Source organism: Phytobacter massiliensis JC163, assembly GCF_000321045.1.
GTDB lineage: Bacteria > Pseudomonadota > Gammaproteobacteria > Enterobacterales > Enterobacteriaceae > Phytobacter_A > Phytobacter_A massiliensis.
Genome location: NZ_HE578948.1, coordinates 309,187 through 323,714, shown reverse-complemented (window position 1 = coordinate 323,714; position 14,528 = coordinate 309,187). Strand labels below are relative to the sequence as shown.

The following is a 14,528-nucleotide window of genomic DNA, read 5'->3' as shown; positions in this document are numbered from 1 at the left end:
TGCTTAACCAGGACGACAAACGTCGCTCAATGTTTTAATTCCGCTACGCTTTTCCATCAGGGTGTAATTCAGGCGGCACTGTTCATCAGGATCGCTCCCCCAGCGCACACGTAATTCACCGCTATCTGGCAGACCGGACAGATAGACCTGGCCATTGTCGCCAACAATAAAGCTCTGCTGACTATTGCCATTTACCAGCGTGACCAGCGCTCCAAACGGCACCGCTTTTCCGTTACTTTGCGTCAGATGCATTAATACACGGTGGCCGACGCTGGTTTGATAGCCGGCGCGAACAACCGCGCCGCGCGTGGGCACAACCGTTGAGGTAGTGACAGGCACCTCGGTATCATCACCAAAAGTTTGAGTATCCAGCGTGATATCGTTTTTACGATACGGGCTGGCGTAAGGGACCAGCGCGTAACCCGCCCAGTCGGTTTTGACGCCGGTTTGCCCGATTACCCTGACATCTTCCGCGCCGGGCGCGGCAACAAGGGCAACGGTTTCGCCAAGCGGCTGGCCGAAGGTAACGCCGTTTCTGTGCGCCACAATGCTGCCGGCTAATCCATAATTGATACGCTGGCTGTACCTGTCATAGTCGTAACCGCCGCTCAGTTCGCCGTGCGACGCACGCCAGTCTGCATTGACTCCGCCGGTATTCCCTTCGCCCTGGCTACCGTAGCCTTCCATTACGCTCCAGCTCAGGTTGTTATCCTCAAGTATTGAGCCGTTAAGGCCAACGAACTGGGTGGTGTTGCCTTTTTTACTGGTATTAAGCATGTAGCTGGCGTAGGCAGGATGTTCGCCAAACAGGGTCGATAACGGCACAGAAACGCTTAACGCAAAGAGATGGTCTTTATCGTAAGTGCGTCCGCTGCCGGAGGATGTGTTCGGGGTGGAGTTTTTATTAAAGGTGTAGTTAAGGCTAAAGCTGACGCTCTGCACGTTATTGTTGTAACTCAGACTCCAGGACTCCATTTTTCGGTTGGTGTTCCAGTAGTCTTCCCGCACGGCACTCAATGCCAGGGAGCCGCCCGCTTTCCACAATGACTGGTTCACCGTCAGTTCAGCGCGGTGGCGACGACGCTCGGTAAACAGCGCCGATCGGTTGTCATCCCGGTAGGTTTCCAGCACATCCTCAAGATCCCAGTACCCTTCCGTGGCGTAGCGATAGCCCGCAATAGAGAAGTTTGTTCCGCTTTCAACAAAGTTTTTGCTGTAGCGTGCACGAAAAGCGCGGCCATTCTCACGCGCCTCGTCCTTCATCCGTGACCAGGCCTGGGTCATATCTAGCGAGACCGCGCCCAGCCCGCCCATATTTTTGCCTATACCCAGCGCCAGAGACTGGTATTTGCTGGCAAACTGCCCCCCGCCGTAGCCGGTGATACCCGCAGGCAGGCCATAGATAAACGTCCCCTGGCTAAAGGGCGTTTTATCAACGCCGCTATCGTAGGAACGATAGACCGCAGTGGTCAGGGTATATTTCGCTTTGCCTTCTCGCTGTAAAACCGGAAGAGAGGCAAAGGGAACAACCATCTGCTGCTCGCTGCCGTCCGACTCTTTAATGGTGACATACAGATCCCCACCGCCCCCGGTAGGGTACATATCGGTAATTTCAAAAGCGCCGGGCGAGACGCTATTTTCATAGATGATGTAGCCGTTCTGCCGAATGGTGACATGAGCGTTAGTACGTGCAATACCGCGGACAACCGGCGCATAGCCGCGCAGGCTTTCCGGCATCATTTCATCATCGGTGGCGAGCTGCACGCCGCGAAATGACACGCTGTCGAAAATATCCGCAGAGGTGGAGCTATCCCCCAGCGTAAGCTGGCTGTTTAATGATTTAATATTCCGCTGCGCGTAGGTGTAAACGGTATCCCAGTTGCTGCTGGTGGTGCCGTAGCGGCCGGAACTGCTGGTGCGGTTCCAGGTGGTGTAGTTGCGTAAGCGCCAGGGGCCGATATTTATCCCAGGGCGTAAATTGACATACTGGTTGTCACTATCACTGTCGCCGGTTTTGTTGTTGGTGTACGAGCCCGACGCACTGTAATTGAGCATCAATGCCGGAATACCTTCATCCCATAATACGGGGTCGACCCAGCCCCTGGCCGCACTGCTGACCGCCGTCTGTGGAAACGAGAGTAATAACTGCTGTCCTAAGAAATTAAAATCGCTGCGCGCCTGCGGAATGACCGAAAAGTCGACACAGGTGCTGTTCTGCTGCACGGGGAAAGAGAACTTACTGACGAGAACGCCATAGCGGCTGAGATCTTCCATACTCAGGCACGGGAACAGGTGTTCTTTATCATCGTTCCCTTTCTGCATACGAAAATCCACCTCTCGGGTTTCGACTTTTTCGTTATTCATAAAAATGTCGACGCGATACCTTCCGGGTAACTGCCCGCCAGACTCGTCGAATAAGGAAAGATCGACCTGCGCGCTGTCGGTGCCGTTCAGCTCCAGCAGTTCCGGGTTGAACGTCTGTCTTGCATCGGCGTCTGTCATGAATTCTATGGGCAGGACGAGTTGCGCAGCGATAAAACAGGCAACTTTGCTTATACGCCAGCTCCGTAGATCCGTTTGTTTGGTTTTCATCCATGCATCTCCACAGCCCAGGGAATATTCCTACAGAGGATCACGTCCCGTGTTTAGCGAGCGGTATGCTGTACGCCAATACCGCCGTAATCATTAATGAGTTTCCAGCTTATTGGCCCTGATGCCGCAGCGGGCATGGTATAAGTATCAGAGCTCATCGGTAACACATAGGTGGCGTCTTTTACTTCTTTGCCCCCTACCGTGACGCGGTGAAAATTCATCACAAAAGGCGTTGGGTTGTTAACGGTTAATTTATTGCCTTGTTTATGCCAGGTAATCTGCTCGGTGACTTCCTCCGCATTGCCTTTTAAATTTTGCGGACGGAAAATAAGTTTGATACGGGTTTTAATCGCAATCTGCAGGGTATTAACACCCTCTTTTGGGGTGCCCGAAGGAATGGATTTGACATTTATCCAGTACAGGGATTCACGGTCTTCAGGTAATGTACCGGTGCGCACAATACGCAGTTGAGTTTGCTGGTTACCCTCCATGCGAAATAATGGCGGTGTAATAATAAAGGGCGCTTTATCCGTAGCCCCGGCCTGTGTTTCTGCCCATGACTGAATTAAATACGGGTTTGCATCCGAGTTCGTTACGCTTAGCGAGGTCTCTTTTTTATTGCCATTGAAGATAACTCGCGTGCCGCCAACCGTAATCCCCCCCGGTTGCGCAGCGGCAACGCTGGTGCTTATTAGCGGCAGAATCATAAAAGCGACGTTACATAACTTTATTAAACTGTGCATAACGGCGACACCATTTTAAATCTTAAAAAAGGCCGGCCAGGACCGGCCAATTAATTAAAATAACCTTTCCATAACTGGGGAAAGTGAAAGGAAACTCAATCAGTTATAGACAATGGTGAAGTTAGCCACAGAGTTGGCCGAACCCGCTTCTACCTGATCGGCAAGTGCGACATAACGCGCCACAAACGGAATGGCGTTATCGCTCTGGTAATTGATCGGGTAGGAAGAGCTGGCGGTATAAAGCGGTACGACCATATCATTGTGATCTTTGATTTGGATACCTACGTTGCTCGCCGTAGCGGGACTTTGAGTTAACCGCAGAGCAGTATTGTCACCATTTGCAGGCTGGCCGTCGAATTTCACCGACACAGCAGTCACACTCTGCGGGCAATTTCTCAGGGCAATTTTAAAGCTGGTAGGGGCCGCAGTTTTACCTGCCTGGCCATTGAGCGAGGTGGTGCTAATAGTGCCTAAGGTTACTGTCAGAGGGTTTGACATATCATTCACGACTGTACAGGCCTGGTCGATGATATTGCCATTAAACAAAATTTGACCATCATCTGCTAATGCGCCTGTTGCGACGGTCGCCAGAATTGCAGCTAATAAAGTTTTGCTCATATTCTTTTTCCTTAAAAAATACTCAGTTACGTCTACATAAAGTGTTCCTTTCCCGTTTGATTCAAAATAACAAATACTGATTTGCTCCCCTGCAGTGGATTCTTACCAGTAGTCATTTTGTACCAAATTGACTACTAAAGAATTTTGCTCCATAAGCCAGGGATGGCACCCCGCCTTGTAGATAAAAATCCTGTTCTCAGTCCATGGCTTAGCGTTAAAACCTGCCAAAAAGTTAACACGTGCAGTTGCACACTTTTAAGAAAAATGAAGCGAATGAGAATTCTTTTTGTTGCCAGATGAGGCAGGACTAGTTAACTGACTGTTATGACTACAGATAATCCTCATAACCTCAGTTTTTTGAAGTGTATTGACATCGAATTTAGTTACAAATAAAGTACATTTCAGTTTGGTACAAAATGACCCATCAGAATTATTTTGTTACATTTATTTCTTACCAAATCTCTTTAAATCTTCGCTCATTACTCGCGGTGTAGATCACGGTGTGTTGAATATTCCTGTGGCCAAGGTAATCCTGAATTAAACGGGTATCGATGCCGCGGTCTGCCAGCGCAAAACCACAGGCATGCCTGAGCATATGCGGATGGGGTTTGATATTCAGACCAGCTTCCAGGCCATATTGCCGCATGAATTGATAGATCCGCTGGCGCGAGAGCTTTTGCCCCTTCCGTGAAAGGAATAACCAGTCTGAATCGGCGTTTTCATACTGCTTGCGGGCTTCCAGCCACCGATTGAGCTTGACCATTTCACGCTCATAGATGGGGTGCGTGGTAGAAAATCCATTCTTTAATCGCTGTACGTAAATACTGCGCCCGACGACATCAATGTCAGATAAACGCCAGGAACAGATTTCACTGACCCGGCATCCATGGATAAAACACATCCAGATAAAACAGCAGTCTCTTTCAGGGTTCGCTCCCTGACTGGCGGCGAGAATAAGTCGCTCAACCTCGTGTTGCGTAAGATGTTTTCGACTTTGATGAAGACTCATTAGACGTATCCTGATTTACGGGAAAAGGAACGGCACCACTAACGGTGCCGTGCTCATCATCAGTCAGGCCATCGTTGAAGACAACGGACGAAAAGTAGGGTTATTATGCGGTAATCAATTTTCCCGGTTGAAGATTTCGATTATTTTATTAATAGAATTCTTGTTTTTATTATTGACGTGATAATGGGCATAGGTTGCCAGCCTTGAGACATTAAAGGCAGGGAAGTCAGCATGCTTAAGCGAAAAAAAACGCGAGCAGTAGTTATAAATATAACGCGGCATAGCATAAGCAATATCACTTATACTCATCAGCAGAAAGATATTTGCTAACGATTCGGTGCGATAAAATATTTCTTTATTACGTTCCGACTGGTTCTTAATATAGAGCCGTAGAGATTCTTCCGCCTGCGTCCAGCCCTGTGCCCAGGCGACCCTGGCATTTGCCTGGGAGTTTTTAAAATGGGTAACCGATCGCGCATGCGCTTCTAAATCGACGGGGCTGTCTTTATGCGCGACATACACAAAATCGGCATCTTTTAGCTTAATACAGATGATTGACGGATCTTCCCATAATTTCAGCCCGATATCTAAATCAATCTGCCAGGATCGCAGTTGTTGTAAACGCTTCGATGCCGAGGGAGTAAATGCGCAAAAAGAGAGCGAGTTATCGCCGGTAAAGTAATCATTATCCATCAGCTTCTTCATTAAATATAATTCATTTAGCTGGATAGTGTGCATTTTAATATTGCTGGATTCTGTCTGCAGCGGCGATAATGAGAAAGCACGCTCAATGCTTTCTTCCGCTCGTTTAAAGTGCTGATAAAGTTGCTTCGCCAGACTTGTTGGTTTTACTCCATTTTTGTCACGAATAAAAAGTGGATCGTTGAAGTGCTTCCTTAGCTGATTTACAGCATAGCTAATCGAGCCCGGAAGCATTTCCAATTCTTCCGCTGCACGGCTCATATTGCTATGTTCAACGATACTAATAATAACCCGGATAAAGTTATAGTTGATTTTGTCCACTGGACATCCTTAAGTAATAAAAAAATTTGCAATATACTTTTCAAACCATTTGATAGTTAAACACAATACCCCATGGTTTACTAATTATCATGGTAACTTAGTGAAGAGAGATGAGTATGGATAAAAGACGTTTTCTGAGTGAAAATGAAATCGATCGATTACTAAACGCAGCGAAAAGGGGGAGAAACGCAGCGCGCAATTATTGCCTGCTGACTATGTGCTTTATTCATGGTTTACGGGTGAGTGAGCTTATCAATCTCAAGTTATCTGATATAGATCAAGATGGGAGTAGAATTCGGATATTCCGATTGAAAGGGGGATTTTCTACGGTACATCCACTTCAGGAAGAGGAAAAAGCTTCGCTTAAGGAATGGTTAAAAATTCGCAGTAGCTATTTGGGGACGCAGTCATCATGGCTTTTCCTTTCTCTACGAGGCAATCGCCTTTCACGCCAGCAGGTATACAATCTAATGAGAAAACTGGGGGAGCAGGCCAATCTGCCGGTCACCGTTCACCCGCACATGTTCCGCCATGCCTGCGGCTATGCCCTGGCGGAGAAGGGCATCGACACCCGTTTAATTCAGGACTACCTCGGCCATCGCAACATTCAACATACGGTACTTTATACCGCCAGTAACGCCGTCAGATTTGGAAAAATCGTTTTTTAAAGACTTTTAGCTGTATCTTTTTATCACCGCCTGATTGGGTGATGAAACACCAGGGATTCACAAAACTCATTTCGTCCACGGTCATCATGACCCGTGAAGATAAATGAGAGAAAAAATAATTTCTTAAGATATAATTTCATCACTGTTTAATTTTTATTAAGAAAAATAAATAAATAGCCGTATTATCACTCCTGCATTTCCCGTATCTAGCCGCTTCGTCTTTACAAACCTCTGGGTCTAACCTCTTCACAGCCTGAATTTTTCGGCGCATAGTCGAGCAATGTTCCGCAAAAAAGTGAGGATATAATGGCCGATCGTCCGTTAATTATTCTGCAGGTAGGCTTCCCCTGTGACGCTATTCGGGAAACTCACGGTGATATTCCCTCCTGGTTTTGTCGTGCTATTCAACATCCGCTTGAGCAGACAGAAGTCATCAGAGTATTTGACGGTGAGCCGCTACCGGCCCCCGATGCCAACCGTGTCGCCGTGATAACCGGCTCATGGGCGATGGTGACCGACCGCCTGCCCTGGAGCGAGGCGGCCGCCGAATGGATACGCCAGGCAATGACGATGGGTATGTCGCTGTTTGGCGTCTGCTATGGGCATCAGCTTATGGCCCATGCGTTAGGCGGTGAAGTCGAGTGGCACCCTCAGGGGCGCGAAGTGGGCAGCCAGGCGATTCATCTTCACCCAAGCGCCAGCAACGATATGCTGCTGAGCACCCTGCCGCGTGAGTTCCCGGCGCACCTCACCCATATGCAGACGGTCTCCCGCCTGCCCGAAGGCGCGCTGGCCCTGGCCTCATCGGCACATGATCAACACCAAATCGTGCGTTACGGGCCAAACGCCATGTCTACCCAGTTTCACCCGGAGTTTACCCCGGCAATTGCGGCTGACATGATTCGCCAGCGCAATGCAGTGCTGACAGAGGAAGGGTTTGATCCGCAGGCGCTGCTGGCGAGTCTTCTCCCGGCCCCGGAAACGACCGAGCTGCTGCGCCGCTTCGTGAACCAGGCGCTGAGTCGCGTGCTGCCACAGGATGATAGCCTGGCGCAAAGCGCGTAACGTTGTCGTCCGCAGGAGGTTCCTGGAGTAGATGCCTGTTGCAGGAAGGAAAGGGGCGTACCACCGCCCCCGAGGAAGGAATCAATCGTAGTCGAAAGTAAACTCGCTTTGGGCTCTAATTTTGCCACCGTATACGCTGCCGCCTCTGTAATAATACCAGGCATTAAAATTTAACGTTTCATTGGTATCCGCCACTGATAGCAGGTTCATTTCCGTTCCGGCTTTGACTACTGTTTTATCACCATTATAAGCATTCACATATTCCAGCTGTAAGCCGACATTCTCATTGCCCGGCAGCGTATTCGCCAGCACTTCATCATTAGTGCCCGGCATGGTCGTTCCGGTAAAGGTAATATTCACTTTCGGCGAATATTCACATTCCATAGCAAACGTGAACGGTTTTTTCACTGCCGTATAGCGCCCCGAGCCGATGGCTTTTAAGTCTGCGCTCTTCACCGCCGGTAAGGTAACAGCACTATCGTAATCCTTCACATCACACGTCGGGACAACGCTTTTCAAGTCGCCGCTGAGCTTGATAGTCAGCCTGACTGAAGCCCAGCCCCCGGTATTGCTCCATGTACCATTCGAGCGCTGCCAGATATCTATGGTCGCGATGGTGGTGCCGGAAGCAATGGTGGCAAATGTAGCTGCGCTCGTTCTTTTTAACCGCACGCTGACGTAGCGCATATTATGTTTCGTACCGCTGCCAACGGTAGGGGTACAGTTGTAGTTAGTATTGCTTGAAGGCCAGAGACAGGCATAGCGCGCGTTCGGTCGCGTGCGCCATGTCCCCCCTGTCGAGACCTCGATATCATATCCGGCATTGGAGAAGACGGGGTTCAGGGTAATGCTGTTGATACGCATTGCATCCTGCTGGCCGCCAGGGGACGTTCCGGAACAGGCCGTTGTCCAGGCGCTGCTCGCCGTTGAAGTGGCATCAATAGTATAGGGAACGCTGGCGGCGGCGATGGTTGCGCTACCGCTACTGGTATCGCAGCTAAACGCCAAAGCCATTTTTGGCATGAATAATATTGTACACAAACACGCCATCAGACGTATAAAAGATCTCCATTCCATTATTTCCTCCTTTCAGGTCATAGCGAACTGCTATAAAAAATGTTTTATATAAATTATGTATGATTGCCTGCACCACGTATTTTTAACGGATATTATTTCAATTAAATATCCGTGTGGTGTTCAACTTCGGTTGGTTAGAATTATATCGGAGAGACAATATACGCACCGCTATTTAACTGGCAATAGGCTAATTCGTATTTAGGGTAATTACAGAGAAAAGAAAAGCAAAATGAGCGATAGATCAAATATCATTGATAGTAATGGATAAAAATAATGCATTCATTTGATAAATGAAACGCGCCTCAACATTGCTGACACCGCAAGGTGCGCTACGTTAACCAGTACAGCGTTCCCCCCCTTGCGGTGGCCCATACTGAGCACCCATATTAGCCTGACCGGAGGGCTATTTTTCTACATAAACTCGCCTGCGCTTAACTACAACACAGCCTTATTTTTAACGCCACGGTGTTTTTTATTTTTATCGCTGCGAAAGCGGGTTCTTTACCCTTCCAGGGATAATGATCCTAACTGCACCTTTTTCAACTCGCCAACCAGCCACTGTAGCGCCGACTGATAATCAAATAAACGATGCGTTAACAGGATCAAATCATACGATGGCGCGCCCTTGGGTAAATCCATTATCCGTAGCGGCATCATCGCCGCCAGCTCTTTGGCGATACGGTACGGTACGCACATCAAATACCCCGACGCCACCGCCACACGTCCCCCCACCGCGTAGCTCTGTACTACCGTGGTTAACGGACGGTAGAGATGCTGTGACAGAAGCCAGCTATCAATATGATCCGCCCCGGAACTCACCGCGGGAAGATGAATTTGCGCCTCGGTGACCAGATGCCGGAGCGTCAACTGAGAAGGAAGATCCGTGCGCTCAACCGACGCAATCGCCACATAATAGTCCGAGGTCAGCGTCTGTTTATTAAAGTATTGCGGAATATATTGCAGGTTATCGACGCCGATAAACGCGTCCAGCTGGCCCCGCTCCACCCGCTCGAATTTGATGGTTTCTGAAAGAATATCTACTGAGAGCCGCACGTTCGGCGCACGCGTTTTAAAGTTCGCCGTTAATAGCGGCATATACATAAATTCGAAGTAATCCACCGCGCCAATATAAAAAGTGTGCGCATCTTTCGTCGGGTCGAAATCGCCTTTTCCGCGGGTCGCCGCATCCAGCTTGCTCAGGGCGTTCTCAATCACCGGGATCATCGAGGCTGCGTAAGGGGTCGGCTCCATGCCGTTGCGGGTGCGCACAAACATCTCATCGTTGAGCTGCTCGCGCAGACGGGTAAGCGCATGGCTGAACGCCGACTGGGTGATATTGGCTTTGCGCGCCGCGCGGGTCACATTTTTTTCTTTCGCCAGAATGGGGACGAGGCGCAGCAAATTGAGGTCAATCACGACTATGCATCCTGTTCATGGTTTCATGCAAACAATACATTTTATTCATAAACCCCACTATTGCTATAGTCTGCGCACAGTGAGCCATTCCCTCACCCCCTTTCACGTTCTGCTTTGATGGAGATGCACATGAGAAATGTAACGGTTGCCGCCACGCAGATGGCCTGCACCTGGGAACTGGAAAAAAACGTTGCCAACGCCGAGCGTCTGGTGCGTGAAGCCCATCGTCAGGGCGCGCAGATTATCCTGATTCAGGAGCTGTTCGCCGCACCCTATTTCTGCATCGACCAGAGCCCGGAACACTATGCGCTGGCGCAAGAAGTCGCCACCAGCCCGCTTATCAAACATTTCTCCGCGCTGGCGAAAGAGCTGGAAGTGGTGCTGCCGCTGAGCCTGTTCGAAAAGCATAACAACGCGTATTACAACTCGCTGGTGATGATCGACGCCGACGGTACGGTGATGGACACCTATCGCAAAACCCATATTCCGAACGGTCCGGCTTACCAGGAAAAACAGTTCTTTATTCCTGGCGACACCGGCTTCAAAGTGTGGAATACCCGTTACGCTAAAGTCGGCGTTGGCATCTGCTGGGATCAGTGGTTCCCGGAAACGGCCCGCTGCCTGGCGCTGGCAGGGGCAGAGGTGATCTTCTACCCGACCGCGATTGGTTCTGAACCGGCTTACCCGGAGATCGACAGCCAGCCGCACTGGACGCGCGTTCAGCAGGGCCATGCCGCCGCCAACCTGGTGCCGGTCATCGCCTCTAACCGCATCGGCACCGAGGCCAGCAAATATATCGAGGGTCTGGAAATGACCTTCTACGGCTCTTCCTTTATTGCCGATCAGACCGGCGAACTGGTGCAGCAGGCGAACAAAACCGACGAAGCGGTGCTGGTGCACACTTTCGATCTGGACGCCATCGCCGCGCAGCGCGCCTCCTGGGGCCTGTTCCGCGACCGTCGCCCGAACATGTACGGCACCATCGCCACCTCTGACGGTAGCGAAAGGAGCAAATAATGTCGCTGACTACCCCGCGCCAGGATGGCTTCGCCATGCCGGCGGAATGGGCGCCCCATCAGGCGGTCTGGATGTGCTGGCCGTATCGCACCGATAACTGGCGCGCCAATGCCGCGCCTGCTCAGCGGGCGTTTGCCGCGGTGGCCGCCGCCATTTCCCGCTCAACGCCGGTTTTTATGGCGGTACCGCGCGCCGAGATGGAAAAAGCGCGCAGCACCATGCCCGACCACGTGACGCTGGTTGAGATGGAGAGCGACGACGCCTGGATGCGCGACACCGGCCCGACCGTGGTCCGTAACGCCGCGGGCGAAACCCGTGCGGTAAGCTGGACGTTTAACGCCTGGGGCGGACTGCTCGGCGGACTGTACGAAAGCTGGGATAAAGATCAGCAGATCGCCATGCAGGTGGCGCAGTATCACAACATGCCCTGCTACCAGACTGACCTGATTCTGGAAGGCGGCTCAATTCATGTGGACGGCGAAGGGACGCTGATGACCACCGCTGAATGCCTGCTCAACCCCAACCGCAACCCGCATCTGTCACAGGCGGAGATTGAACGGCAGCTGGGCGAATATCTTGGCGTTGATACCTTTATCTGGCTGCCGGACGGGGTGTTTAACGACGAAACCGACGGCCACGTGGACAACATGTGCTGTTTTGTCCGGCCAGGTGAAGTGGCGCTGCACTGGACTGACGACGAGAACGATCCGCAGTACGCCCGTTCCGCGGCGGCGCTGGCGGTGCTGGAACAGGCGACAGACGCCCGCGGGCGCAGGCTAAAAATCTGGAAAGTGCCGTCTCCGCCGCCGCTCTATGCCAGCGCGGAAGAGACCTGTGACGTAGAGAAAGGCACGGCGATTGAGCGAACCGAGGGCAACCGCCTGGCTGGCTCTTACGTCAACTATCTGGTGAGCAACCAGCAGATTATTTTCCCGCTGCTGGACCCGGCTACCGACGGCCTGGCCGAAGCGCTGTTTCATGAAATGTTCCCGGGGTTTGTGATAACCGGCGTACCGGCGCGGGAAATCCTGCTCGGCGGCGGTAATATTCACTGCATCACCCAGCAAATCCCTCAGTAAGTCTTTTATCCCGGGTGCGGCGTGCCGCCTTGCCCGGGTTACCTTTATGCCTAATGCTTATTTGCGTTAAGGCTTACGGCTTATAATGAAGATAAATTATATAACCGCATTTGGCAGGCGAAATAATACTATTTCTCCGCGAAATCATGCCGTTAAATAACCTTTTCCGGGCTGCGCTTTAACAAAGTTTTGCAAACTCGTCTTTTAATCACCGGGCGCTTTTTGATAGCATTTATCAACGCGTTATCGAAAACTATAATCCCGCAAAGCATTAATACCCTGTTGCATTTTGAATGTTCTGAATTTTTCAGGAGCAGCCTGACGCTGCTTCTGAATAAGCTATTGATGTATTTGGATTAGTACGAAAAACGGCGTTTATAGCGCAGGGGCTAACTGTGATCTATCGCACACTTTGCTCCCCACAAATCGAAGCGAATGTCTACGCTTAAATATAAGCCGGGAAACACCTGCAATCCGTTACGACAATATCCGGAGGCCAGTATTATTATGTTCAACCAGAAACTTCACAGCGCTGAATCCGTAGAGTTTGGGATCCATGAAGAGCCCCGCTACGAAATCGATCCCTGCGAGTTAAAACTGGCTGAAATGATCGACGCGGAGCCGGAACCGGAAATGATCGAGGGCATGCCCGCCTCTGACGCGCTTACCCCTGCCGACCGTTATCTGGAACTGTTTGAGCACGTTCAGTCGTCACGTCTTTTTGCCGACAGCAAAACCTTCCCTGACTGTGCGCCGAAAATGGATCCGCTCGATATTTTGATCCGTTATCGCAAGATCAAACGCAAACCCGATTTTGACCTGCGTCTGTTTGTACAGGCGCACTTCTGGATGCCGGTAGACTACAGCAAAGAGTATGTCTCCGATCCGCAAAACAGCCTGAAAGAGCATATCGATCGCCTGTGGCCGGTACTGACCCGTGAGCCGCAGGACCATATCCCGTGGTCGTCGTTGCTGGCGCTGCCGCAGGCCTATATCGTGCCGGGCGGACGATTCAGCGAGACCTACTACTGGGACTCCTACTTCACCATGCTGGGGCTGGCGGAAAGCGGCCGTAACGACCTGCTGCGCTGTATGGCCGACAACTTCGCCTGGATGATTGAGCGCTACGGCCATATCCCGAACGGTAACCGCACCTATTATCTGAGCCGCTCCCAGCCGCCGGTGTTCGCGCTGATGGTCGAACTGTTTGAGGAAGACGGCGTGCGCGGCGCGCGGCGATACCTTGACCACCTGCTGATGGAGTATGACTTCTGGATGGATGGCGCGGATTCGCTGCTGCCCAACCAGGCGTACCGTCATGCGGTGCGTATGCCCGACGGCTCGCTGCTCAACCGCTACTGGGATGACCGTGATACCCCGCGCGACGAATCCTGGTACGAAGACGTTGAAACGGCGAAGCACTCTTCCCGCCCGGCGGCAGAGGTTTATCGTGATTTACGCGCCGGGGCCGCCTCCGGCTGGGACTACTCCTCCCGCTGGCTGCGCGATTCGCACCGGCTGGCGAGTATCCGCACCACGCAGTTTATCCCGATCGATCTGAACGCTTTCCTGTTCAAGCTGGAGAGCGCTATCGCCAATATCTCCGGGCTGAAAGGGGAGCGAGAGAAAGAAGCGGAGTTCCGCCAGAAGGCCAGCGACCGTCGCGCGGCGGTTAACCGCTATCTGTGGGACGAAGAAAAAGGCTGCTACCGCGACTACGACTGGCGTCGCGGTGAAATGGCGCTCTTTTCTGCCGCCAGCCTGGTGCCGCTGTATGTCGGTATGGCGACCCATGAACAGGCGGAGAAACTCGCCGAAGCGACGATTTCACGTCTGCTGACCCCCGGCGGCATCATGGCGACCGAGTACGAAACCGGCGAGCAGTGGGATAAACCCAACGGCTGGGCGCCGCTGCAGTGGATGGCGATTCAGGGCTTTAAACTGTACGGCAACGACGCGCTGGGGGATGAGATTGCCCGTAACTGGCTGCGCACGGTGAATCACTTCTACCTCCAGCACCATAAGCTGATTGAGAAGTATCATATCGCCAGCGGTATTCCGCTGGAGGGCGGCGGCGGTGAGTATCCGCTGCAGGACGGCTTCGGCTGGACCAACGGCGTTGTTCGCCGTCTTATCGGCCTGTACGGAGAGCCGTAAGGGTCGAATACGGCGCAAATGTACCCCTCACCCTAACCCTCTCCCCAAAGGGGCGAGGGAACCG

The 14,528-nt window shown here is 51.6% G+C and carries 12 protein-coding genes; 5 read left to right on the top strand and 7 right to left on the bottom strand.

Annotated elements, in window-relative coordinates; all coding sequences use genetic code 11:
* Positions 1–3: 3 nt before the first annotated feature.
* The 5 genes from ENTHG_RS18885 to ENTHG_RS18865 all read right to left on the bottom strand — a co-directional run bounded on the left by ENTHG_RS18885 (position 4) and on the right by ENTHG_RS18865 (position 5,985).
* Positions 4–2,502 carry a fimbria/pilus outer membrane usher protein gene (locus ENTHG_RS18885; protein ID WP_237567506.1) on the bottom strand — a complete coding sequence of 833 codons (2,499 nt, stop codon included), beginning with the start codon at positions 2,500–2,502 and terminating at the stop codon, positions 4–6.
* A 143-nt stretch (positions 2,503–2,645) separates the two neighbouring features.
* Positions 2,646–3,335 carry a fimbria/pilus periplasmic chaperone gene (locus tag ENTHG_RS18880; protein WP_052332736.1) on the bottom strand — a complete coding sequence of 230 codons (690 nt, stop codon included), beginning with the start codon at positions 3,333–3,335 and terminating at the stop codon, positions 2,646–2,648.
* A 99-nt stretch (positions 3,336–3,434) separates the two neighbouring features.
* The gene (locus tag ENTHG_RS18875; protein WP_044183391.1) at positions 3,435–3,953 is read right to left on the bottom strand and encodes a fimbrial protein; all 519 of its coding nucleotides are present in this window, start codon (positions 3,951–3,953) and stop codon (positions 3,435–3,437) included.
* Positions 3,954–4,404: 451 nt separating this feature from the next.
* Entirely contained in the window at positions 4,405–4,962 is a 558-nt protein-coding gene (locus ENTHG_RS18870; RefSeq protein ID WP_044183389.1) for a tyrosine-type DNA invertase, read from the bottom strand.
* A 114-nt stretch (positions 4,963–5,076) separates the two neighbouring features.
* Complete coding sequence (locus tag ENTHG_RS18865; protein ID WP_044183386.1) at positions 5,077–5,985, bottom strand: LysR family transcriptional regulator; 909 nt, start codon at positions 5,983–5,985, stop codon at positions 5,077–5,079.
* Between the two features lie 116 nt (positions 5,986–6,101).
* Here ENTHG_RS18865 and ENTHG_RS18860 point away from each other — a divergent pair, with 116 nt between their 5' ends.
* Positions 6,102–6,653: a tyrosine-type DNA invertase gene (locus ENTHG_RS18860; protein WP_044183382.1), complete on the top strand. Its 552-nt coding sequence runs from the start codon at positions 6,102–6,104 to the stop codon at positions 6,651–6,653.
* Between the two features lie 306 nt (positions 6,654–6,959).
* Positions 6,960–7,718 (top strand): glutamine amidotransferase, encoded by a 759-nt coding sequence (locus ENTHG_RS18855; RefSeq protein ID WP_044183380.1) that lies wholly within the window; start codon positions 6,960–6,962, stop codon positions 7,716–7,718.
* 81 nt (positions 7,719–7,799) lie between these two features.
* On the opposite strand, the gene ENTHG_RS18850 is transcribed toward ENTHG_RS18855, so the two are convergent.
* Positions 7,800–8,795 (bottom strand): fimbrial protein, encoded by a 996-nt coding sequence (locus ENTHG_RS18850; RefSeq protein WP_081653645.1) that lies wholly within the window; start codon positions 8,793–8,795, stop codon positions 7,800–7,802.
* A gap of 501 nt (positions 8,796–9,296) precedes the next feature.
* Positions 9,297–10,211 (bottom strand): LysR family transcriptional regulator, encoded by a 915-nt coding sequence (locus ENTHG_RS18845; protein WP_044183373.1) that lies wholly within the window; start codon positions 10,209–10,211, stop codon positions 9,297–9,299.
* Between the two features lie 129 nt (positions 10,212–10,340).
* On the opposite strand from ENTHG_RS18845, the gene aguB reads away from it, so the two are divergent.
* The 3 genes from aguB (at position 10,341) to ENTHG_RS18830 (ending at position 14,464) form a co-directional block, all read left to right on the top strand.
* The gene (gene aguB, locus ENTHG_RS18840) at positions 10,341–11,228 is read left to right on the top strand and encodes an N-carbamoylputrescine amidase (RefSeq protein ID WP_044183370.1); all 888 of its coding nucleotides are present in this window, start codon (positions 10,341–10,343) and stop codon (positions 11,226–11,228) included.
* Entirely contained in the window at positions 11,225–12,307 is a 1,083-nt protein-coding gene (gene aguA, locus ENTHG_RS18835) for an agmatine deiminase (protein WP_106403330.1), read from the top strand. The genes aguB and aguA overlap by 4 nt, the downstream gene beginning before the upstream one ends.
* Positions 12,308–12,814: 507 nt before the next feature.
* The gene (locus ENTHG_RS18830; RefSeq protein ID WP_044183365.1) at positions 12,815–14,464 is read left to right on the top strand and encodes an alpha,alpha-trehalase; all 1,650 of its coding nucleotides are present in this window, start codon (positions 12,815–12,817) and stop codon (positions 14,462–14,464) included.
* The last annotated feature ends 64 nt before the right edge of the window (positions 14,465–14,528 follow it).